Origin of the sequence: Streptomyces sp. LN549 (assembly GCF_043203805.1) — a bacterium.
In the GTDB taxonomy this organism is placed as follows: Bacteria; Actinomycetota; Actinomycetes; order Streptomycetales; family Streptomycetaceae; genus Streptomyces.
Genome location: NZ_JAZHRI010000002.1, coordinates 4,280,493 through 4,302,050 on the forward strand (window position 1 = coordinate 4,280,493; position 21,558 = coordinate 4,302,050).

At 70.4% G+C, this 21,558-nt stretch carries 18 protein-coding genes; 9 read left to right on the top strand and 9 right to left on the bottom strand.

Going from position 1 to position 21,558, the window contains the following annotated elements:
* Window positions 1-157: 157 nt before the first annotated feature.
* The gene (locus tag SH922_RS19245; RefSeq protein WP_393059174.1) at window positions 158-1,630 is read left to right on the top strand and encodes a VWA domain-containing protein; all 1,473 of its coding nucleotides are present in this window, start codon (window positions 158-160) and stop codon (window positions 1,628-1,630) included.
* Here SH922_RS19245 and SH922_RS19250 read toward each other — a convergent pair.
* Together SH922_RS19250 and SH922_RS19255 are read right to left on the bottom strand one after the other, a co-directional pair.
* Window positions 1,564-2,775: a sensor histidine kinase gene (locus tag SH922_RS19250; protein ID WP_393059175.1), complete on the bottom strand. Its 1,212-nt coding sequence runs from the start codon at window positions 2,773-2,775 to the stop codon at window positions 1,564-1,566. The genes SH922_RS19245 and SH922_RS19250 overlap by 67 nt on opposite strands.
* Window positions 2,772-3,425: a response regulator transcription factor gene (locus tag SH922_RS19255; protein ID WP_393063619.1), complete on the bottom strand. Its 654-nt coding sequence runs from the start codon at window positions 3,423-3,425 to the stop codon at window positions 2,772-2,774. The genes SH922_RS19250 and SH922_RS19255 overlap by 4 nt, the downstream gene beginning before the upstream one ends.
* Before the next feature lie 148 nt (window positions 3,426-3,573).
* Here SH922_RS19255 and metG point away from each other — a divergent pair, with 148 nt between their 5' ends.
* Complete coding sequence (gene metG, locus SH922_RS19260; protein ID WP_393059176.1) at window positions 3,574-5,187, top strand: methionine--tRNA ligase; 1,614 nt, start codon at window positions 3,574-3,576, stop codon at window positions 5,185-5,187.
* Window positions 5,188-5,273: 86 nt separating this feature from the next.
* On the opposite strand, the gene SH922_RS19265 is transcribed toward metG, so the two are convergent.
* The 3 genes from SH922_RS19265 to aspS all read right to left on the bottom strand — a co-directional run bounded on the left by SH922_RS19265 (window position 5,274) and on the right by aspS (window position 9,355).
* Window positions 5,274-6,113 carry a L,D-transpeptidase family protein gene (locus SH922_RS19265; RefSeq protein WP_393059177.1) on the bottom strand — a complete coding sequence of 280 codons (840 nt, stop codon included), beginning with the start codon at window positions 6,111-6,113 and terminating at the stop codon, window positions 5,274-5,276.
* Window positions 6,114-6,431: 318 nt separating this feature from the next.
* A complete protein-coding gene (locus SH922_RS19270) occupies window positions 6,432-7,397 on the bottom strand; it encodes an intradiol ring-cleavage dioxygenase (protein WP_393059178.1) in 966 nt (321 codons plus the stop codon).
* Window positions 7,398-7,555: 158 nt separating this feature from the next.
* Window positions 7,556-9,355, bottom strand: coding sequence for an aspartate--tRNA ligase (gene aspS / locus SH922_RS19275; protein ID WP_393059179.1), 1,800 nt, complete (start codon window positions 9,353-9,355; stop codon window positions 7,556-7,558).
* Between the two features lie 152 nt (window positions 9,356-9,507).
* Here aspS and SH922_RS19280 point away from each other — a divergent pair, with 152 nt between their 5' ends.
* On the top strand, window positions 9,508-11,595 hold the full coding sequence (locus SH922_RS19280; protein WP_393059180.1) for a SpoIIE family protein phosphatase: 2,088 nt from the start codon (window positions 9,508-9,510) through the stop codon (window positions 11,593-11,595).
* Between the two features lie 39 nt (window positions 11,596-11,634).
* On the opposite strand, the gene SH922_RS19285 is transcribed toward SH922_RS19280, so the two are convergent.
* From SH922_RS19285 to SH922_RS19295, 3 genes are all read right to left on the bottom strand, one after another.
* Window positions 11,635-12,720 (bottom strand): AI-2E family transporter, encoded by a 1,086-nt coding sequence (locus tag SH922_RS19285; RefSeq protein ID WP_393059181.1) that lies wholly within the window; start codon window positions 12,718-12,720, stop codon window positions 11,635-11,637.
* Window positions 12,721-12,805: 85 nt separating this feature from the next.
* A complete protein-coding gene (locus tag SH922_RS19290) occupies window positions 12,806-13,762 on the bottom strand; it encodes a pirin family protein (RefSeq protein WP_393059182.1) in 957 nt (318 codons plus the stop codon).
* 148 nt (window positions 13,763-13,910) lie between these two features.
* The gene (locus SH922_RS19295) at window positions 13,911-14,351 is read right to left on the bottom strand and encodes an SseB family protein (protein ID WP_136207169.1); all 441 of its coding nucleotides are present in this window, start codon (window positions 14,349-14,351) and stop codon (window positions 13,911-13,913) included.
* A 207-nt stretch (window positions 14,352-14,558) separates the two neighbouring features.
* Between SH922_RS19295 and SH922_RS19300 the strand changes: the two genes are divergently transcribed.
* The 4 genes from SH922_RS19300 to SH922_RS19315 all read left to right on the top strand — a co-directional run bounded on the left by SH922_RS19300 (window position 14,559) and on the right by SH922_RS19315 (window position 19,283).
* On the top strand, window positions 14,559-16,385 hold the full coding sequence (locus SH922_RS19300) for an acyl-CoA dehydrogenase (RefSeq protein WP_393059183.1): 1,827 nt from the start codon (window positions 14,559-14,561) through the stop codon (window positions 16,383-16,385).
* A gap of 141 nt (window positions 16,386-16,526) precedes the next feature.
* On the top strand, window positions 16,527-17,192 hold the full coding sequence (locus SH922_RS19305; RefSeq protein WP_393059184.1) for a hypothetical protein: 666 nt from the start codon (window positions 16,527-16,529) through the stop codon (window positions 17,190-17,192).
* A 61-nt stretch (window positions 17,193-17,253) separates the two neighbouring features.
* On the top strand, window positions 17,254-17,922 hold the full coding sequence (locus SH922_RS19310) for a hypothetical protein (RefSeq protein WP_393059185.1): 669 nt from the start codon (window positions 17,254-17,256) through the stop codon (window positions 17,920-17,922).
* 62 nt (window positions 17,923-17,984) lie between these two features.
* Window positions 17,985-19,283: a M18 family aminopeptidase gene (locus SH922_RS19315; RefSeq protein WP_393059186.1), complete on the top strand. Its 1,299-nt coding sequence runs from the start codon at window positions 17,985-17,987 to the stop codon at window positions 19,281-19,283.
* A gap of 54 nt (window positions 19,284-19,337) precedes the next feature.
* Here SH922_RS19315 and SH922_RS19320 read toward each other — a convergent pair whose 3' ends face one another.
* Window positions 19,338-20,330 (bottom strand): GlxA family transcriptional regulator, encoded by a 993-nt coding sequence (locus tag SH922_RS19320; RefSeq protein ID WP_393059187.1) that lies wholly within the window; start codon window positions 20,328-20,330, stop codon window positions 19,338-19,340.
* 156 nt (window positions 20,331-20,486) lie between these two features.
* Here SH922_RS19320 and SH922_RS19325 point away from each other — a divergent pair, with 156 nt between their 5' ends.
* Window positions 20,487-21,077 carry an isochorismatase family protein gene (locus tag SH922_RS19325; protein WP_393059188.1) on the top strand — a complete coding sequence of 197 codons (591 nt, stop codon included), beginning with the start codon at window positions 20,487-20,489 and terminating at the stop codon, window positions 21,075-21,077.
* Between the two features lie 143 nt (window positions 21,078-21,220).
* Window positions 21,221-21,439, top strand: coding sequence for a DUF6458 family protein (locus SH922_RS19330; RefSeq protein ID WP_350990434.1), 219 nt, complete (start codon window positions 21,221-21,223; stop codon window positions 21,437-21,439).
* Window positions 21,440-21,558: the final 119 nt, after the last annotated feature.

Consider the following 21,558-nt stretch of genomic DNA (forward strand, 5'->3'; position numbering starts at 1 on the left):
TCGGTCCGGGATCGGTTGCGGCTCAGTTGTCCCACGGGCGGGCCGCGCCGCCGATGGGCCGGATCCGGCCGCTAACCTTACGTATCCGCCCTGGCCAGGGATCAATTCCCGCAGTACGGACATTCATCGCACCCAACTCACGCGAAAGGCCTCGCCCATGGGCATTCGGAGCTTGCTGCGCAAGGTGTTCGGCCGTGACCGCACGGAGCAGGACGAGCCGACGACGGCCACGGTCCCGCCCCAGGGCGAACGCACCCGGGCCACGGAGTCGGTGACGGTGGACGAGCCGGCGACCGAACCCGCCTCGGCCGTCAAGGCATCGGTACCGGCCCCGGCCTCCTCGGAGCCGGCCCTGACCACCGCGTCCCGGTCCACGAAGGACGACGGCGGGCTGGCGGCGGACCTCGTGGCCGAAGCCTTCGACAAGGCCGCCGCGCCCGCCCCCAAGACCACGCCCACGGTTCCGTCACAGGGTTCCGGGTCCCGGACGAAGGCCGCCGAGCCCGTGCCCTCGCCCGCCTCGGTCACGGAAGCGGAAGTCGAAGCCGAGGCCACGGTCGTGGCTCCGGAGCCCGTGGAGGCACCGGCCGAGACCCCTGCCGCCGTGTCCGAGCCGGAGCCGGTCGCCGTGCCCGAGCCGGAGACCCCCGCCGCTGCGGAGCCGGTCGCCGTGCCCGAGCCGGAGACCCCCGCCGCTGCGGAGCTGGAGCCCGAGCCGGTCGCCGCCGAGGCCGCCCCCGAGCTCCTCACCATCGACATGGACCCGGAGCCCGAACCGGAACCGGTCGCCATCGCCGTGGAGCCGGAACCCGAGCCCGAGCCCGTTCCCGAACCGGAACCGGCCGCCATCGCCGCCGTCGAGCCCGAGCCCGCACCGGAACCGGCACCCGAGCCCGTGTCCACGGCCGACGCAGCCGCCCCGGCCGCCGAGGCCGCCGGAAAGCCCGCGCTCACCCTGGCCAAGGTCAAGGCCCGCGCGCCCGAGCTCGTGGGTCCGTACAAGGCAGCCCAGGCCGGGCTGAAGGCGCACGGGCTCACCGGTCTGCGCGCCACCGTCTACCTGGTGCTCGACCGCTCCGGTTCCATGCGGCCGTTCTACAAGGACGGCAGCGCCCAGCACCTGGGCGACCGCACGCTCGCTCTCGCCGCGCACCTCGACGAGAGCGCCACCGTCCAGGTGGTCTTCTTCTCGACCGACATCGACGGCACCGGCACGGTGGAGCTGGACGGTCACGAGGGCCGGATCGACGAGCTGAACGCGGGCCTCGGCCGGCTCGGCCGGACGAACTACCACCGCGCTGTCGAGGAGGTCGTCGCGCACTACGAGAAGTCCGAGGCGACCGGACCTGCGCTGGTGATCTTCCAGACGGACGGCCCGCCGGACGTCAAGCAGGCGGCCCGCCAGGCACTTGCGGACGCGGCACGGCTGCCGCTGTTCTTCCAGTTCGTGGCGTTCGGCGACGAGGACGCGAAGGGCTTCGACTTCCTGCGGAAGCTGGACGCCCCGAACGCCGGCTTCTTCCACGCCGGCCCCGCTCCCCGCGAGGTCGCGGACGCCGCGTTCTACCGCGAGGTCCTCGCCGCTCCGGCCGCCTGGGCCGCTGCCCGCGAAACGGCCGCCGGCGCCTGATCGGCCGGCAGGCGTACGGTCACGGCGAGCCCGCCCTCCGGGCCCGGCACCGCCGTGACCGTACCGCCGTGCGCCACAGCTATAGAACGCACGATCGACAGGCCGAGCCCCGAGCCCGGCCCCATCCGGTCCTTGCCCTCACCGCGCCGGAACGGCTCGAACAGTCCGGGAATGTCCGCCGCGTCCACCACCGGACCGGTGTTGCGCACCTCCAGCAGCACCCCGCCGCCCGCAGGCACCAAGGACACCTCCACGCTCCCGCCGGGCACGTTGTACGTCACCGCGTTGGCCAGCAGATTGGCCACCAGCTGAGCCAGCAGCAGCCGGTTCCCGAGCACCGCACAGCGTCCGGCGTCGACCGCCACCCCCGGGTGCCGGCCCGCCTCCTCGGCCACCACACGGGCCAGGTCCACGGTCTCCCGCTCGCCCTTCGCGAGCCCCCGCTCGCTGCGCGCCAGCACCAGCAGCCCCTCGATGAGCCGCTCACTGCGCCGGTTGCTGTCCAGGAGCGTCTGCCGGGTCCGTACGAGATCGTCCGGCGTCGGATCGTCCAGGCCCACCTGGATCGCCGCCCGCTGGGTGGCCAGCGGGGTGCGCAGCTCGTGCGAGGCGTTGGCGATGAACCGGCGCTGGCTGTCGAACGCCTTCTCCAGCCGGGCCAGCAGCGCGTCCAGGGTGTCGCCCAGCTCCTTGAGCTCGTCGTCGGGGCCGCTGGAGGCGATCCGCTCGTGCAGCGTGTGCTCGGAGAGCCTGCGCGCCTTCGCGGTCATCGCGTGCACGGGCCGCAGGACCCGCCCCGCCGTCCACCATCCGACGCCGACCGCGCACGCCGTCATCACGAGCAGGGCGGCCGCGGACCAGATGAGCAGCTGGTGCCCGGCCGCGTCGCTGACGTGGTCGGTGAGGTCGTAGACGGTCGGCGGCCCGAGACTGCGCCGGGTGACGAGGGGGCCGTTGACCGCGTAGCCCGGCTGGACGACCGCGGCCGTGTGGGCGATGTCGCGGGCCTGCGAGTCCGTGCCGGCCCGGAAGGCCAGGTTGACCGTGACGAGCAGGCCGGTACCGAGGACCAGGAACACCCCTCCGTACACGAGCGCGATCCTGGTCCTGATCGTGGCGTGCGGGACCCCGGCCGGACGCCTCACAGGGCGTACCCGACACCCTGCACGGTGCGGATGACGGCGGGCTCGCCGAGCTTTCCGCGCAGCTTGCTCATGCAGACGCGTACGGCGCCGGTGAAGGGGTCGGCATTGGCGTCCCAGGCCCGCTCGAGGAGCTCCTCCGCGCTGACGGTCCCGCCGTCGGCCTCCAGCAGCAGCTGGAGCACGGTGAACTCCTTCGGCGAGAGGTCCAGCTCCCGGCCGTCCCGGGTCGCGGTGCGGCGCACGGTGTCGAGCCGGATGCCGTACCGCACCAGCTGCGGCGGTACGGGGCGGGCGCTGCGCCGGCGCAGGGCGCGGACCCGCGACACGAGCTCGGGGAACTCGAACGGCTTGCCCAGGTAGTCGTCCGCGCCCAGGTCGAGCCCGGAGACGCGGTCCTCCATGGACCCGGCGGCCGTCAGCATCAGGATCCTGGTCCGGGAGCCGGAGGCCACCAGCCCGCGGGCCACGTCGTCCCCGTGCACCCGGGGCAGATCACGGTCCAGGACGACGACGTCGTAGTCGTGCAGGCCCAGGTAGGCCTGGGCGGCATCACCGCTGTACACCGTGTCGACGGCGAACCCGGCCCGCCGCAGCCCGGTGGCGACCAGCTCCGCCAGGATCTCCTCGTCCTCGGCGACCAGTACCCGCATCGTGATGTCCCCTGCCTCGTGCACGCGTGTCCACTCCCTCCCAGGATGCGTCTTTGTTACGGGAAGGGATGTTTCGCAAAGCTCTCCGCGCACGCAGCGGGTTTTATCGGTGTGAGTGGATCTCCCAAGGACCGTTAGGATTTCGACCATGGCGGCCACTGGATCCGAGAAGCAAGGGGGCGACGGCGTGAAGAGTTTCTACGTATCGACCCCCATTTACTACGTCAACGACGCTCCTCACCTGGGCCACGCCTACACGACCGTCGCAGGCGACGTGCTCACCCGCTGGCACCGCCAGCGCGGCGAGAAGGTGTGGTACCTCACCGGCACGGACGAGCACGGTCAGAAGATCATGCGCACGGCCGAGGCGAACAACGTCACGCCCCAGGCGTGGTGCGACAAGCTCGTCGAGGAGGCCTGGAAGCCCCTCTGGGAGCACCTGAACATCGCGAACGACGACTTCATCCGCACGACGGAGAAGCGGCACACCGACCGTGTGCAGGAGTTCGTGCAGGACCTGTACGACAAGGGCGAGATCTACAAGGGCGGATACGAGGGCCCGTACTGCGTGGGCTGCGAGGAGTACAAGCTCCCCGGCGACCTCGTCGAGGACGAGGACGGCGTCAAGCTGTGCCCGATCCACAAGAAGCCGGTGGAGATCCTCAAGGAGGAGAACTACTTCTTCAAGCTCAGCGAGTACGGCCCGAAGCTGCTGGAGTTCTACGCGGCCAACCCCGGCTTCATCCAGCCGGAGTCCGCGCGCAACGAGGTCGTGAACTTCGTCAAGCAGGGTCTGCAGGACCTGTCGATCTCGCGCTCGACGTTCGACTGGGGCGTGCCGGTCCCGTGGGACGACAAGCACGTCATCTACGTGTGGGTCGACGCCCTGCTGAACTACGCCACGGCGGTCGGCTACGGCGCCAACCAGGAGAAGTTCAACGGCACGTTCCCGGCGAACGTGCACCTGGTCGGCAAGGACATCCTGCGCTTCCACGCGGTGATCTGGCCGGCCATGCTGATGGCGCAGGGTCTGCCGCTGCCCGGCCGGGTCGCGGCCAACGGCTGGCTGATGGTCGGCGGCGAGAAGATGTCGAAGTCGAACCTGACGGGCATCAAGCCGCAGGACCTGACCTCGCACTTCGGTGTGGACGCCTACCGCTGGTACTTCCTGCGGGCCATCGCCTTCGGAAGCGACGGCTCGTTCTCCTGGGAGGACTTCACCGCCCGCTACACCTCCGAGCTCGCCAACGACTACGGCAACCTGGCCTCGCGCCTCGCGGCCATGGTCGGCAAGTACTACGGCGGTGCGCTCCCCGGGGCCACGGCCGCGGGCGAAGCCGAGCAGGCGGTCCAGCAGGGCCTGGCCAAGGCCGTCGCCACGGCCGACCTGAAGATCGGCGAGGAGCTGGACTTCCAGGGCGGCATCCTGGCGATCTTCGACTTCGTGAAGCAGGTCAACGGCTACATCACGGAGCAGGAGCCGTGGAAGGTCGCCAAGGACGAGTCGCCGGAGGGCAAGGCCCGCCTCGCGACCATCCTGTACACGGCCTCCGAGGCACTGCGCGGTGTAGCGGTCCTGCTGAACGCCGTCATGCCGGAGACCTCGCAGAGGCTGTGGGAGTCCCTGGGCGCCGAGGAGTCCCTGGGCGCGCTGTCCGACCAGCGCGTGCAGGACGCGGGCACGTGGGGTCTGCTGCAGCCGGGTGCCACGGTGACGAAGGGCGCGGTGCTGTTCCCGCGCCTGGAGGAGAAGCCGGCGTAACGGCTGTACGTACGAGGGAGGGGCGGGACCGCACTTCGGTCCCGCCCCTCCCTCGTTACGGGCCGGGGACCGGGTGCGCTGTCGCTTCAGCGGCTCAGGGAGGCCGCGTCCCCCATCACGATGACCGGCTCCTGCGCCGGGTCGAGCACGCCCAGCAGTTCCTTCATCCGGTCCTCGGTGACCGAGACGCAGCCCTGGGTGGGGCCGCCGTGGTCGACGTGGATCCAGATGCCGCCGCCGCGTTCGTCGCCCAGGGGGCGGGTCTGGTCCAGGGGCGAGGCGCCGGGGACGCGGTTGTAGTCGATGGCGATGACGTAGTCGAACGACCCCTCCAGCGGCTCCCCGTGGAAGCCCTCGCCCTCCACCTTGAAGTCCGGGCTCAGGTCGTACGGGAAGGCCGTGGCCGGGGGGTCGAGGCGGCCGCCCGCCGCTGTCAGGGTGAAGACGCCGACGGGTGAGCGCAGATCACCCTCCCAGTGCTCGGCCGTCCAGCCGTTCAGGGCGTTATGGGCGGGCCAGGGAGCCAGGGTGGCCCGCCAGCCCACCGCGGGGTCGTCCCGGGTGTAGAGCACGGCCGTGGAGCGGTTGGAGTCCGAGGACTCGCCGGTGACGACGAACGCCTGACGGGCCCCGGCCGGGATCTGCGCCCGGGTCTGCGGCCCCAGCCCGGGAATCTCCCTCGGCGGGACGAACGGCGGTGACGGAGTGGCCGGTACGGCGGCGGCCCGGTGCTGCGCGGGTGCGCCGGGGGCTCCGGCCACCCCGGGCGGCCCCGGTACGCCGGTGGCGTCCGCGGCCTTCGTGGTGCCACCGCTCCCGTCCATACCGGCCAGGGGCCCCACCCCGCACCCGGCCAGCAGCAGCAGGAGGGCGGCGCAGAGGACGAACGGGAGGCGCAGCGGAACGCGCGAACGGGGCACGGGCACGAAGGGCTCCTCAGCGGTAGGTGGCCGGGTGCGGGCTCTGCGGACACGGGCCGGGGGGTCCGCTGTGCCGGGGTCGGCCCAGGCAGTCTTTGCCGCAGCCGGAGCCCGCCAATCCGGCGCCGGGGCCATCCGGGTCTAACCGTTCGGGTGATTCATGTACTTGTATGCGCACAGCCATGTGTCGCCGCGCAGCACGAAGGGCCCGGAACCGGGTGCTTCGGTTCGGGGCCCTTCGTCTCCGCGGGGGAACGGAGGCCCGGGGAGGCTGCGGCGGTGCGTGCGGATCAGTGCGGATCAGTGCGGATCAGTGCGGGGTGATCACATCCCCGTTCCGTCGTGCGTCTCGTCCGGGTCCACGCCCATGGTGATCGAGCCGACGACGCCGCGCTCGATGTGCTTCTTCCGGTACGAGAGCTTCAGCAGCCCGCCCGTGACACCGCTCTGGTCGTAGATGGTGTCCTCGGTCAGGGTCGTACGGGTGGTGGTGCTGGTGGAGTACGGGGCGACCTTCGCCGAGTCGAGGACCGCGGACTCCGCGAAGAAGAACTGGCCGGTGTGGCAGGTGTGCCCGCCCTCGTAACCGGCGTCGGTCATCTTCCCGCCGACGTGCACCTTGGTGTGGATGTGCACTGCGCGGCCCTGGTACCAGCCCGGGAAGATCGTCTCGAACTCCACGTAGCCGTGCTTGTCGGTGAGCCGGGTGCCGCGCAGATAGCGCTCGTCGTCGGTCGGTTCACTGTGTCCGCCGCCACCGCCGGGGCCGCCGGACGGGGGCGTGCCGGTCGGGGGCGTGCCGGTCGGGGGCGTCCCGGTGGGGGTGCCCGTCGGGGTACCGGTCGGAGCGTCCGTGGGGGCGCCGCTCGGCGGGGTGCCACCGCCGCCGCCGGGGCCGCCCTGGCTCATGTTCTCGTAGCCGGAGTAGACGCCCAGGGCGTCGCAGTGCCAGATGTCGACGGCCGCCTGCTTGACGGGCTTGCAGGTGTCGGTGTCGATCACCTTGAGCCGGAGGGTCATCGGGATGCCCTCCTTGTCCTCGGTGATGTCCTTGCGGATCTTGTCGGCGTCGATGTAGTACGGGCCCTCGGTGGTCTCCGAGGTGAGCCGGTAGCACGCCTCGCCCTGTTCGGCGGCCTGCTTCCCGCTGCCGCCACCGCCTTCCCCTGCCGAGGCGTTCGCGACGGCCCCGGCACCTATCCCGGCTGCGGCGACGACCGCGCCGCCGGCGATGACCATCCGTCGTCGGGTCAAGTCCTTCTTGTGTGCGGGTCCCTGATTCTCTGTCATGCCGGGGAGGTTAGGCAGCCCAGCTGGCAGGGACGTGAGCGCGGGCTGTGCGTTCCTGTGTGACTCCGGGGAGCCCCTGGACGTGAAACAGCCCCCGGCGGGTGCGCCGGGGGCTGTTTCACGTGAAACCCGTTGAATGCGCCGGTGAGCGCGGCGGGCTACTTCTCGGTGGCGTCCTTCTCGACGGCACCCTTCGCGGGCGCGACCGGCTTGCGGAGCTGGATGTTCAGCTCGCGCAGCCGGGTCTCGTCCAGCTCGCTCGGGGCGCCCATCATCAGGTCCTGCGCGTTGCCGTTGAGCGGGAAGGCGATCGTCTCCCGGATGTTGGGCTCGTCGGCCAGCAGCATCACGATGCGGTCGACGCCCGGGGCGATGCCGCCGTGCGGCGGGGCGCCGAGGCGGAACGCGCGCAGCATGCCCGCGAACTCCCTCTCGACGGTCTCCGCCTCGTAACCGGCGATCCCGAATGCCTTCAGCATGACCTCGGGCTCGTGGTTACGGATGGCGCCGGAGGACAGCTCGATGCCGTTGCAGACGATGTCGTACTGCCACGCCAGGATGTCGAGCGGGTCCTTCTCCTCCAGGTCCTTCATGCCGCCCTGCGGCATGGAGAACGGGTTGTGCGAGAAGTCGATCTTCCCGGTGTCCTCGTCCTTCTCGTACATCGGGAAGTCGACGATCCAGCAGAAGCGGAAGACGTCCTCCTCGAAGTGGCCGGCGCGCTTGGCGGCCTCGACGCGGACGACGGACATGATCTTGGAGACCTCGTCGAACTCGCCCGCGCCGAAGAAGACGGCGTGGCCGGGGACGAGGGACAGACGCTCGGTGAGGGTCTTGATGTCCGTCTCGGTGAGGAACTTGGCGATCGGGCCCGCCAGCGTGCCGTCCTCGCCGACGCGGACCCAGGCCAGGCCCTTGGCGCCGTGCTCGACCGCGTACGCACCGAGGCCGTCGAAGAACTTCCGGGACTGGCCCGCGGTGTCCGGCACCGGAAGGGCGCGGACGTGCTTTCCGGCGAAGGCCTTGAACTCCGAGTCCGCGAAGATGTCGGAGATGTCGACGAGCTCCAGCTTGGCCCGCAGGTCCGGCTTGTCGTTGCCGTACTTCAGCATCGACTCGCGGAACGGGATGCGCGGGAACGGCGAGGTCACGTGGCGGCCGTTGCCGTACTCCTCGAAGAGCTCGGTCATGAGCTTCTCGATCGGCTGGAAGACGTCCTCCTGCTCGACGAACGACATCTCGACGTCGAGCTGGTAGAACTCGCCGGGCGAACGGTCGGCGCGGGCGTCCTCGTCGCGGAAGCACGGCGCGATCTGGAAGTAGCGGTCGAAGCCGGAGATCATCAGCAGCTGCTTGAACTGCTGCGGCGCCTGCGGAAGGGCGTAGAACTTGCCCGGGTTCAGGCGGGACGGGACCACGAAGTCACGGGCGCCCTCGGGGGACGTCGCGGCGAGGATCGGGGTCGCCATCTCGTTGAAGCCGAGGGCCACCATCTTGGAGCGGATGGAGGCGATGACCGACGAGCGCAGCATGATGTTGCGGTGCATGCGCTCGCGGCGCAGGTCGAGGAAGCGGTACTCCAGGCGCCGCTCCTCGTTGACCCCGTCCTCGGCGTTGATCGTGAAGGGCAGCGGGGCGGCCTCGCCCAGCACCTCGACCTCGGTGACCTCGATCTCGATCTCGCCGGTCGAGAGCTCCGGGTTGACGTTGTCGGCGCCGCGGGCGGAGACCTTGCCGTCGATCCGTACGACGGTCTCCTTGGTCAGCTTCGCCAGGGCGTCGTTGCCGGGGGTACCGGGGCGGGCGACGAGCTGCACCAGACCGTAGTGGTCGCGCAGATCGATGAAGAGGATGCCACCCAGGTCTCGGCGATTGTGCAGCCAGCCGCTCAGCCGGACGTCGGTGCCGACGTCAGAGGCGCGGAGCTCGCCGCAGGTGTGGGACCTGTACCGATGCATCGTCGTTCATCCAGTCTTCGCGGTTGGGGGATGATTCAGCCACCCCAGGCTACCGCCCGCGACCGGACCGTTTCATTGTCATTGTCCGTATCAAGATCGCCGACAGGTCCTCGGCGCTGTCCCGCACGCACAGGCCGGTTTAAAGTGGGGCAATGCGCACCGACGATGTCCTGGCCGCGACCGCGACCGGACTTTGGCGCTGGGACAACGGAGCCGGGACGGTCACGCTGGACGCGGAAGCGGCCCGGATGCTCGAGCTGCCCGCCGAGGCCGGTGTCTTCCGTGAGTCGGAAGTACGCTCCCGCTTCCATCCCGTCGACTGGAACGAGATCTACGGGGTGGTGAACCTCGCGGTCGCCGAGGGCACGCTCGCCGAGGCCCGGCTGCGGATCGTGGACGAGCGCGGCCGGGTGCTGCGTACCGTACGCAGCCGCTCCAAGCCGCTGCCGCCCGAGCGGGGCAGCGAGGCGGACTACGTGCTGGTCGGCACCCTCCAGGAGGTCGCCGAACCGCAGCCCGGCTCCACCGGGGTACACACCCCGATCACCGGCGACTGGCGGCGTTCGCGCGAGGCGTTCCTGCTCGACGCGGGACGGGCACTGGCCGAGGCCCGGTCGACGGCGGAGGTGCTGCGGGTGGCCTACTCGCTCTCCATGCCCGGCTTCTCACCGGACGGGCTGGCGGTCTTCGGGGTCGAGGGCGAACGGCTGACGATCGTCGGGCACCACGGGCACAACATGGGCGACGAGGGCCCGTTCAGCGACATGCCGCTGGAGACCGACTACCCGGCCGCCGAGGTCGTGCGGACCGGGCGGGCGGTCTATCTGCCGTCACCCGACGACTACCGCGACCGCTATCCGGCCTCGTGGCCGCTGGCCCGGCGGTTCGGACGCCGTTCCTGGGCCTTTCTGCCGCTGGTCGCGGCGGGGCGCACGATGGGCACCTGGATGGCCGGTTTCCGGCATCCCGTGTCGTTCTCGCCGGACGAGCGGTCGGTGCTGACGACCGTCGCCCGGATGCTCGCCCAAGCGCTCGCCCGGGCCGGGGTCGCCGATACGGAGCGGGAGCTTTCGCTGGGGCTCCAGCGCTCGATGATGCCGTCCCTGGGGCCCGACATCCCGGGGATGACGGTGGCCGCCCGCTACGTCCCGACCGGGGGCGGCCTCCAGGTCGGCGGCGACTGGTACGACATGATCCCGCTCCCCAACGGCCGCATCGCCCTCGTCATCGGCGACGTCCAGGGCCATGACGTGCGCGCCGCGGGGCTGATGGGCCAGTTGCGGATCGCCCTGCGCGCGTACGCCTCCGAGGGACACCGCCCGGACGCGGTGCTCTCGCGCGCCTCCCGCTTCCTGTCCGGGCTCACCGACGCGTACGAGGAGGGCGAGCAGACAGGGGCTCGCTTCGCGACCTGTCTGTACGCGGAGGCTGACCCGGCCACGGGCACCCTGGACATCGCGCGGGCCGGCCATCCCGACCCCGTGGTCATGACCGGCGACGGGACCGCCCTCATCCGCCAGACGGAAGGCGGGCTGCCGCTCGGCATCGAGGCCGACGCGAACTATCCCACGACCCGGATCACGCTGGAGGCCGGAGAAACGATCATGCTGTGCACGGACGGGCTGATCGAGACCGGCGGGCACGACCTGGCCACCGGCTGGGTCCGGCTCCGGCCGATCCTGGAGCGACACAACGGCGATCTGGAGAAGCTCGCGGACGAGCTGGTACAAGCCGTGCACGGACCGGCCTCGCACTACACGACGGGGCCGCTCGCCGACCGGCGCGAGGACGACATAGCGGTCCTGCTGATGCGGCGCGAGGTCTCCACCGTGCACCCGACCGCGCCCCGGCGGACCGCGCTGACCATCGCCCAGGCCGAACCGGAACGGATCGCCGCGGCCCGGCAGCTGCTGCGCGAGATGCTGCACGACTGGGCGGACCCGGAGCAGGTCGACTCGGCCGTGCTGATGGTGTCCGAGATGGCCACGAACGTGCTGGTCCACACGGACGGCGACGCGCTGATGGTCGCGCAGGCGATCGGGGAGCACGGGGGGCGGCGGCTGCGGGTCGAGGTGTCCGACGGCAGTGACGAGCTGCCGCACAAGCGGCGGCCCGGCGAGATGGCGTCCAGCGGCCGGGGCCTGGTGCTGATGGAGATGCTCGCCGATGTCTGGGGGGTGGATCCGCGGGGCGCGGGGAAGTCGATCTGGTTCGAGCTGTACGAGTCGGCGGAGCCGTAGCAGGAGCCGTAGGAGCCGTGGAAGCCGCTGCGGACGGCCCTACGGCGGTGACGCCCCGGACGGTCCGGCGGATGCCTCCGGGGCCTCGGTGCGGTCCTTGCGCAGTTCGCCGATGATGCCGAAGGCCGCGGCGCACACCGGAACCGCGAGCAGCATCCCCAGCAGACCCGCCACGCTCGCCCCAGCTGTCAGCGCGATCATGATCATCGCGGGGTGCATCTGGACCGTCCGGCTCTGGATCATCGGCTGCAGCACATGTCCTTCCAGCACCTGGACGGCCAGGACGACCCCGAGCGCCCAGAGCGCGATCACCACCCCCCGGTCCGCCAGTGCCACCAGGACCGCGACGGCCCCGGAGATGAACGCACCGAGGTACGGGATGTAGGCCCCGACCAGGACCAGCGCACCGAGCCCCACCGCGCCGGGCACACGCAGGATCAGCAGGCCGACCGTGATGCACACGGCGTCGATCAGGGCGATGAGCGTCGTCCCGCGCATGAAGCCCTCGACGGCCTCGAAGGCCCGCCGGCCCATCGCCTCGACCAGGTCCCCGGTGCCGCGCGGGGCGATGGTGTGCGCGAGTTTCACGGCCCGGTCGGAGTCGCGCAGGAAGAAGAAGGTCAGCAGCAGGGCAAGGACGCTGGTGGCGATGAGCGAGCCGACCAGGGTGAGCCCGCTGAGGAGCCCGCCCGCGGCACTCGCGCCGAACTTCTCGACGAGTTTCCTGGCACTGGCCGCGAGATCGACGACGTTCACGCCGTCAGCGACCCCGAAGTGGTCGACCACCCATTGTCCGGCGTCCTTCAGCGAGTCCACGATCTGGGAGCCGGTCTCGATGAGCGCCGAGACGACGATGTACCCCGCTCCGCCGACCACGGCGACGAGCAGGACGCAGGTGACGCCGGCGGCCACCGAGCGGTTCACCCCGTGAGTGGTCATCCGCCGGTGGACCGGGCCGAGCAGCGCCGTACCGAGCAGCGCGAGGAGGACCGGTGTGACGGCGGTCTTGAGGATGATGCACAGGAAAATGGCGACGGCCGCGACACCGGCGACCAGCAGGACGACACCGCACCAGGCAGCCGTGCGCCGGGCCACGTCGGGCAGGAGGGGCTTCTGGGTCTGCACCCTCTCACCCGATCACAGCAAGGGTGCGGTGTCCCGGCCCGTGCCGCCGTACGAGTGATGAACCGTCATACGGCGGCTGCGCGGCTCACATTCCGTGGACGGCGGGCACGGTGCCGAGGCGGCCGGCCTGGAAGTCCTCGAAGGCCTGCTTCAGTTCGGCCTGGCTGTTCATCACGAACGGCCCGTAGTGCGCCATCGGCTCCCGGATGGGACGGCCGCCGAGCAGCACGACCTCCAGGTCCGGGGTGTTGCCGTCCTGCTGCTCGTCCGCGCGGACGGTCAGCGAGGAGCCGGTGCCGAAGACCGCGGTCTGGCCCATGTGGACGGGACGGCGCTCCTCGCCGGCGGTGCCGCGGCCGGCGAGCACGTACGCGAGGCCGTTGAAGTCCTCGCGCCACGGCAGCGTCACCTCGGCGCCGGGGCGCACGGTGGCGTGGATCATCGTGATGGGGGTGTGGGTGACGCCCGGACCCTCGTGGCCGTCGAGCTCGCCCGCGATCACCCGGAGCAGCGCGCCGCCGTCCGGGGAGGCGAGCAGCTGGACCTGGCCGCCGCGGATGTCCTGGTAGCGCGGGGCCATCATCTTGTCGGCCTTGGGCAGGTTCACCCAGAGCTGGAGGCCGTGGAAGAGGCCGCCCGACGTGACGAGCGACTCCGGCGGCGCCTCGATGTGCAAGAGCCCGGATCCGGCGGTCATCCACTGGGTGTCGCCGTTCCGGATGGTGCCGCCGCCACCGTTGGAGTCCTGGTGGACGAAGGTTCCGTCGATCAGGTAGGTCACGGTCTCGAAGCCGCGGTGGGGGTGCCACGGAGTGCCCTTCGGCTCCCCGGCGGCGTACTCCACCTCACCCATCTGGTCCATCATGATGAACGGGTCGAGGTGCTTGTAGTTGATCCCCGCGAAGGCGCGGCGGACCGGGAAGCCCTCGCCCTCGAACCCGCTCGGCGCCGTGGACACGGCGAGCACGGGACGGGCCACGGCGTCGCCTGCGGCGGCGACCTTCGGCAGGGTCAGCGGGTTTTCGACGGTCACTGCGGGCATGGGAGCCACCTCCGGGGGACTGTTCTGGAACCAATTTAGTTGAATGGTGAACATCCTGCAAGGCGGCATCCATTCCCGCACCGGCCGGAGCAGCAGAAAGGGGCCCGTACCGCCGAGCGGTACGGGCCCCTTTCTCGAAGGTCGCCGGTCAGCCGTACATGCGGCGCATCGCGAAGTCGACCATCTGCTCCACCGCCTTGGCGTCGAAGACCATGCGGTGCTCACCCTCCATGTCCAGGACGAAGCCGTAGCCGGTGGGCAGCAGGTCGATCACCTCGGCCCCGGTGATCACGAAGTACTTGGACTCCTTGCCCGCGTACAGCCTCAGCTCCTTGAGCGTGGTGAACATCGGGATCACGGGCTGCTGGGTGTTGTGCAGCGCGAGAAAGCCCGGATTGTCGCCGCGCGGGCAGTAGACCTTCGACGTCGCGAAGATCTGCTGGAAGTCCTCGGCGGACAGCGAGCCGGTCGTGAAGGCCCGTACCGCGTCGCCCAGCGAGGGCGGCGAGGGTTCGGGATACAGCGGCTGCTCGCCGTAGCCGCCACCCATCGGCTGCTGTGCGCCCTGGTTCTGGTCGTAGCCGTACATGGAACAAAGAGTAATCGGACACATCTGCCCCTTGAGGGGTTGCGTCTTATTACTGACGGGTAGCATCATCGTAGAGGTCAGCTGATACGCCTGGGCCCAGCCAGGTCCCCGGCAGCGCGGCAGACCGGTATCCCGCCAGCCCGTCGCCCGATCCTCACCCCTCCACGGGGCGCTGCGCGCCACTGCTATTGATTACGGAGCCTTCCCATGGGGCACTACAAGTCGAATCTCCGCGACATCGAGTTCAACCTCTTCGAGGTCCTCGGGCGCGACAAGCTGTACGGCACCGGTCCGTTCGCGGAGATGGACGTCGAGACCGCGAAGAGCATCCTCGACGAGGTCGCCCGCCTCGCGGAGAACGAGCTCGCCGACTCCTTCGCCGACGCCGACCGCAACCCGCCGGTCTTCGACCCGGAGACCAACACCGCACCGGTCCCGGACTCTTTCAAGAAGTCGTACCAGGCCTTCATGGACTCCGAGTACTGGCGCCTGGGCCTGCCCGAGGAGATCGGCGGCACCACCTCGCCGCGCTCCCTGATCTGGGGTTATGCGGAGCTGCTGCTCGGCGCCAACCCGGCCGTGTGGATGTACTCCTCCGGCCCGGCGTTCGCCGGCATCCTCTTCGACGAAGGCAACGAGGCGCAGAAGAAGATCGCCGAGATCGCCGTCGAGAAGCAGTGGGGCTCGACGATGGTGCTGACCGAGCCGGACGCCGGTTCCGACGTCGGCGCGGGCCGGACGAAGGCCGTCGAGCAGGAGGACGGCTCCTGGCACATCGAGGGCGTGAAGCGCTTCATCACCTCGGGCGAGCACGACATGTCCGAGAACATCATTCACTACGTGCTGGCCCGCCCCGAGGGTGCGGGACCCGGCACCAAGGGCCTCTCGCTCTTCATGGTCCCGAAGTTCCACTTCGACTGGACCACCGGCGAACTGGCCGAGCGCAACGGCGTGTACGCGACGAACGTCGAGCACAAGATGGGCCTCAAGGCGTCCAACACCTGCGAGATGACGTTCGGCGACCAGCACCCCGCCAAGGGCTGGCTGATCGGTGACAAGCACGACGGCATCCGCCAGATGTTCCGCATCATCGAGTTCGCCCGCATGATGGTCGGCACGAAGGCCATCGCGACGCTCTCCACGGGCTACCTCAACGCGCTGGAGTACGCCAAGGAGCGCGTCCAGGGCACCGACCTGTCGCAGTTCATGGACAAGACGGCCCCCAAGGTCACCATCACCCACCACCCCGACGTGCGCCGCTCGCTGATGACGCAGAAGGCCTACGCCGAGGGCATGCGCTCCCTCGTCCTGTACACCGCCTCCGTCCAGGACGCGATCCAGGAGAAGGAAGCCGCGGGCGAGGACGCGAAGGCGCTGCACGGTCTCAACGACCTGCTGCTCCCGATCGTGAAGGGCTACGGCTCCGAGAAGTCGTACGAGCAGCTGGCGCAGTCGCTCCAGACGTTCGGCGGCTCCGGGTACCTCCAGGAGTACCCGATCGAGCAGTACATCCGTGACGCCAAGATCGACACGCTCTACGAGGGCACGACGGCCATCCAGGGCCAGGACTTCTTCTTCCGGAAGATCGTCCGCGACCAGGGTGCCTCGCTCAACACGCTCTCCGAGGAGATCAAGAAGTTCCTCGCGGGCGCCCAGGGCAACGAGGAGCTGTCCGGCGCGCTGGACCACCTCGCGAAGGCGGCCGTGGACCTGGAGGCGATCGTCGGCACGATGATCACCGACCTCACCGCGACCGGCGAGGACGTCAAGAACATCTACAAGGTCGGCCTCAACTCGACCCGCCTGCTGCTGGCTTCCGGCGATGTCGTCGTCGGTTACCTGCTGCTCAAGGGCGCGGCCGTGGCCGCTGACAAGCTGCGAGACGCCTCCGCGAAGGACGTCGCCTTCTACCAGGGCAAGATCGCCGCCGCGAAGTTCTTCGCCGCGAACATCCTGCCGGGCGTCGGCGCCGAGCGCGCGCTCGCCGAGGCCGTCGACAACTCCCTGATGGAGCTGGACGAGGCCGCGTTCTGAGGCTTCGCCCGTAGAGATCCTCACCACAGCACCGCCACCCGGACCTGTTGCCGGGTGGCGGTGCTGCGTGATGCCTTCTCTATGATCGAACCTGGGCCCGGGCGAGCCCAGTTGTGGAGTTGCCGAGGGGGAGGGTGACACGTGAGCGGTCTGCGCAAGCGGTGGTGCATGCGGAGCGCGGCCGGAGCGGCCGCGCTGCTGCTGGCCGGCTGCGGGGGTTCGGACTCCGGTTCCTCCTCCGGTGCCGCCGAGGACGCCAAGGCTGCGTGGATCGACCAGAGCCGGATGCGGACGGTACTGCCCGACGCACAGGCCATGCCCGGCTGGAAGGCGACTGCGGCGCTGTCGACCACGCCGATGTCGGACCCGATGACGAAGAAGCTCATCTGCCCGAACGTCACCCAGACGGGTTGCGAACGGGCCCGATTCCTCGGCTCAGTGAACTTCCGGCGCGACGACGACCGGGCCGAGACCCGGTTCTGGCTGGTCACCTACCAGGAGGAACGGGACGCCGACCTCGCGTACGACATCCTGTGGAAGGACACCTGGGGCAAGAACGGCACCCAGAACGTCGACATCGGCACAGTGGGCGCGGAGCGCGGCGCCACCGGGGGCGCCGCCGGCCGGCACGCGGACGGGTTCACCGCCCAGATCCGCGTCGGCACGGTGATCCTCTGGGTCGGCAGCTCCGCCGCGACGGGCGCGGCCGGCAAGGACTTCGCCAAGGACGTCACGGCGATGTTCGCCGAACGGGCGCAGCAGGCGCAGAACGGCGAGGAACCCTCGTCGGCACTCGACGCCGCATAGAACTCACCCGGCGGCCCTCGGGGCAGGGTCTGCCGGCAGCCAACCGAACGGGGACCGGATCATGACGAAGCAGCGGTGGTACATACGGGGTGCGGCGACCATGGCGGCCGCGCTGCTGCTCGCGGGCTGTGGCGGCGGGGACGGCGACAGCGGCGGCGGTGCGAAGGCGCTCGGCAAGGCGGAGGTCTCCTCGGTCCTGCCGGACGCGAAGGCGGTACCGGGCTGGCGGAGCGTGATGACGCCGGCCGCCCAGGAGCCGAACCCGGAGTTCCCGCCGTCGGTATGCCTGTCGGTGAACAAGAAGAAGCGCGCGACGGCCTGCGACCACGTCACCTACTGGGGCGCCTCGGCCTACGCGCGGAAGCCCGACGGCACCTCACTCAACTTCTGGACGCTCGCCTACAAGGACGAGAAGTCAGCCGACGCCGCCTATGACGCACTGGCCGAGTACTACGGCGGGGACCGGGTGGGCGTGGGCGCGGTGCCGGTCGACATCGGCGAGCCGGGCGCGGAACACGTGGCCAACCGCGCCGAGATGGGCACGATGGGCGGGCCGGCCACCATCGCGCAGATCCGGGTCGGCACGACCGTACTCGGCATCAGCACCGGCACCCAGGGCAAGAAGGCCGTCTCCGACCAGGAGGTGACGGCCTTCGCCGCCATGTTCGCCGAGCGCGCCCAGCAGGCGCAGGACGGCGAGAAGCCCTCCTCGGCGCTGCCCGGACGATAGCTGCGCGGGGAGCGGGGGGCGACGGTGAATCCTCCAGGCCGGGGCTGGTTACAGTGAAGAACATGAGTTCCTCCCCCCGGTTCGACCGCGGCCACACCGACGATCTGATGGCCTTCCTGATGTCCGCCCCCTCCCCGTACCACGCCGTGGCGAGCGCCGCGGCGAGGCTGGAGAAGGCCGGTTTCCGGCAGGTCGAGGAGACCGCGGCCTGGGACGGGACCACCGGCGGGAAGTACGTCCTGCGCGGCGGCGCGATCGTGGCCTGGTACGTGCCGGAGGGCGCCGGGGCGCACACCCCGTTCCGGATCGTCGGCGCGCACACCGACTCGCCGAACCTGCGGGTGAAGCCGCTGCCCGACACCGGCGCGTACGGCTGGCGCCAGATCGCCGTGGAGATCTACGGCGGCACGCTCCTCAACACCTGGCTGGACCGCGACCTCGGTCTCGCCGGGCGGATCTCACTGCGCGACGGCACGCACCGGCTGATCGACATCGACCGGCCGCTGCTGCGCGTGCCGCAGCTGGCCGTGCACCTGGACCGCTCGGCCAACACCGACGGGCTCAAGCTCGACCGCCAGAAGCACATGCAGCCCATCTGGGGGCTCGGCGACGTCGAGGAGGGCGACCTCATCCGCTTCGTCGCCGAGGAGGCGGGCGTCGACGCCGAGGACATCGCCGGCTGGGACCTGATGCCCCACCCCGTCGAGGCACCGTCCTACCTGGGCCGTGACCGCGAGCTGGTGGCCGGTCCGCGCATGGACAACCTGCTCTCCGTGCACGCGGCGACCGCGGCGCTCGCCGCCGTCGCCGGGCAGCCCGACTCCGAGATCCCGTACATCCCGGTGCTGGCCGCCTTCGACCACGAGGAGAACGGCTCGCAGTCCGACACCGGGGCGGACGGACCGCTGCTCGGCACGGTCCTGGAGCGCTCGGTGTTCGCCCGCGGCGGTACGTACGAGGACCGGGCCCGCGCCTTCGCCGGCACCGTCTGCCTCTCCTCGGACACCGGCCACGCGATCCACCCCAACTACGCGGAGCGCCACGACCCGACGCACCACCCGGTCGTCAACGGCGGACCGATCCTCAAGGTCAACGTCAACATGCGGTACGCGACCGACGGCGGCGGCCGGGCCGTGTTCGCGCAGGCCTGCGAGAAGGCGGGCGTGCCGTGGCAGACGTTCGTCTCCAACAACGCGATGCCCTGCGGCACGACGATCGGCCCGATCACCGCCGCCCGGCACGGCATTCGGACGGTGGACATCGGCGTGGCCATCCTGTCCATGCACAGCGCCCGTGAACTGTGCGGCGCCGACGACCCGTACCTCCTGGCGAACGCGCTGGCGTCGTTCCTGGCCGGCTGACGACACACACCCGGTGGTTCCCCTGTCGACGAGTGACAGACAGGGGAACCTCTGTCATTCCGGGCCGGTCCGGAACCGGCGCCGGTAGTCGGTCGGTGTCGTGTCGAGCCTGCGGCGGAACGCCCTGACCAGGGTGTCGACGGTGCCGAACCCGCAGGCGGACGCGATCCGTTCGAGGGTGGCGTCGGTGGACTCGAGCTGGTTGCGCGCCCTCTCGACGCGGACCGACTCGATGTAGGCGTGAGGCGTCGTGCCGAGTTCGTTCTTGAAGATCCTGGTGAGCTGACGGTCGCCGATATGGCCGTACGCAGCGAGGTCCGCGACCGTGAGCGGTTCGCCGATATTGCGCATGATGTAGTGCCGCAGATCCTCGATGCGCCGGGTCGTGGCGACCTGTTCCAGCGGAACGCTGAACTGGCTCTGCCCGCCCGGCCGCTTCAGGTACATCACGAGCTGTCTGGCGACCCGCAGCGCGGCGGCCTCACCCAGATCGTCGGCGATGAGGGCGAGCGACAGATCGAGGCAGGCGCTGATCCCCGCGCCGGTCCACACGTCTCCCTCGCGGACGAAGATCGGATCGGCGTCGACCTCGACCAGCGGGTGGTCGGCGGCGAGCTGCTGTGCGGTCGACCAGTGCGTGGTGGCCCGCTTGCCGTCCAGGAGTCCGGCGGCGGCGAGGAGGTGCGCGCCGACGCAGACGGACGTGATCCTGCGCGTGCGCCCGGCGAGCTGTGCCACCCGGCGCACCACGGCCGGGTCGGTGAGCGGCTGCACGCGGCCCCGGCCGTCGACCTCCACAGCGCCGGGCACGAGGAGGGTGTCGATACTCCTCGCCGCCAGGTCGTCGAAGGTGAGGTCGGGGAGGATCCGGACCCCGGCGGCGGTGGTGACCGGGTCCATCGTCTCGGCGGCGAGGACCACGTCGTAACCCGCCGCTTCGTCCGTCTCGCGGCGCGCGAGGGAGAACACCTCGGGCGGTCCGGTGACGTCGAGCAGGTCGACGCCTGCGAAGAGGACGATGACGACCAGTCGTTCGACGGTGTTCACAGGCTCCCGGGCCCCCTGTCCTGGCACAGCCGCGGTGTCGGTTTCTGCATGTTAGACGACATTGCCGACACGCCGGGGTGGGTCATAGCGTCGTGAGCGCAGGCCACCGAACCGGTGGGCCCGCTCTCCCCGACCCGAAACCCAGGTGCCACAGCCATGCCTCGAACGACGCTCCGCCGGCTCAACGGCTTCGACGACACCCCCGCGAAGCTCGCCGACTCGACCCTCGTCCTCATCGACTACCAGAACACCTACACGACCGGCGTGATGGAACTGGACGGCTGGCAGTCCGCGCTCGACGCCGCCGCCCGGCTCCTGGCAAGCGCCCGCCGGGCGGGCACCACGGTCATCCACGTCATCAACGACGGCGGTGAAGGCACCCCGTACGACATCCGGGCCGAGATCGGCCGGATCCACCCGAGCGTCGCACCGGCCGACGGCGAGACCGTCGTCGTCAAGCACGCACCGGACGCGTTCTTCGGCACCGACCTCGGCGCGCACGTCGAAGCCGCAGGCAGGAACGACCTCGTCATCGCCGGCTTCATGACCCACATGTGCGTCGCGTTCACCGCCCAGGGCGCGTTCCTGCGCGGCAACCGGCCCACGGTCGTGGCCGAGGCCTGCGCCACCCGTTCCCTGCCGGTCGCCGGCACCGAACTGGACGCCGGCCAGGTGCACCACAGCGCCCTCGCCACCGTCGCCGACCTGTACGGGGTCGTCGTCCCGACACAGAAGTCCCTTGCCTGAGGCGTGTCGCGGAGGGCTGTGGGGCGGGCACCCGCACTCGACGGCGGGCCCGCCCCTCAATGCCCAGGAGCATGGGTGCGGGCAGGCCGGGTACCCGCTGCTTACACGGCCCGGAGCTTCCGGCCGTCGAGGAGGCAGAACTCATGGGACTCGGAGGATGCATCATCCTCATCGGTGCAGGGGCGATACTCGCCTTCGCGACCGACTGGGAACTGGACACCGTCAACGTCGACATGGTCGGCTGGATCATGATGATCGTCGGCATCATCGGCGTCTTCGTCTACGCGAGCGTGATGCGCCGGCGCCGCATGGTCGTGCCGCCCACCACCACGGTCGTGTCCGAGGACGAACGCCGTCTGTGACCTGGCAGGGTGCGCCCCGCCGGCCGGGCGCACCCCTGGACCACCGACTCACGATCCCCGATATTCTGGGAGCTTGTCCGTGACCCGGAACCGGGCGCGTCACACCCGGAAGGGGAGCC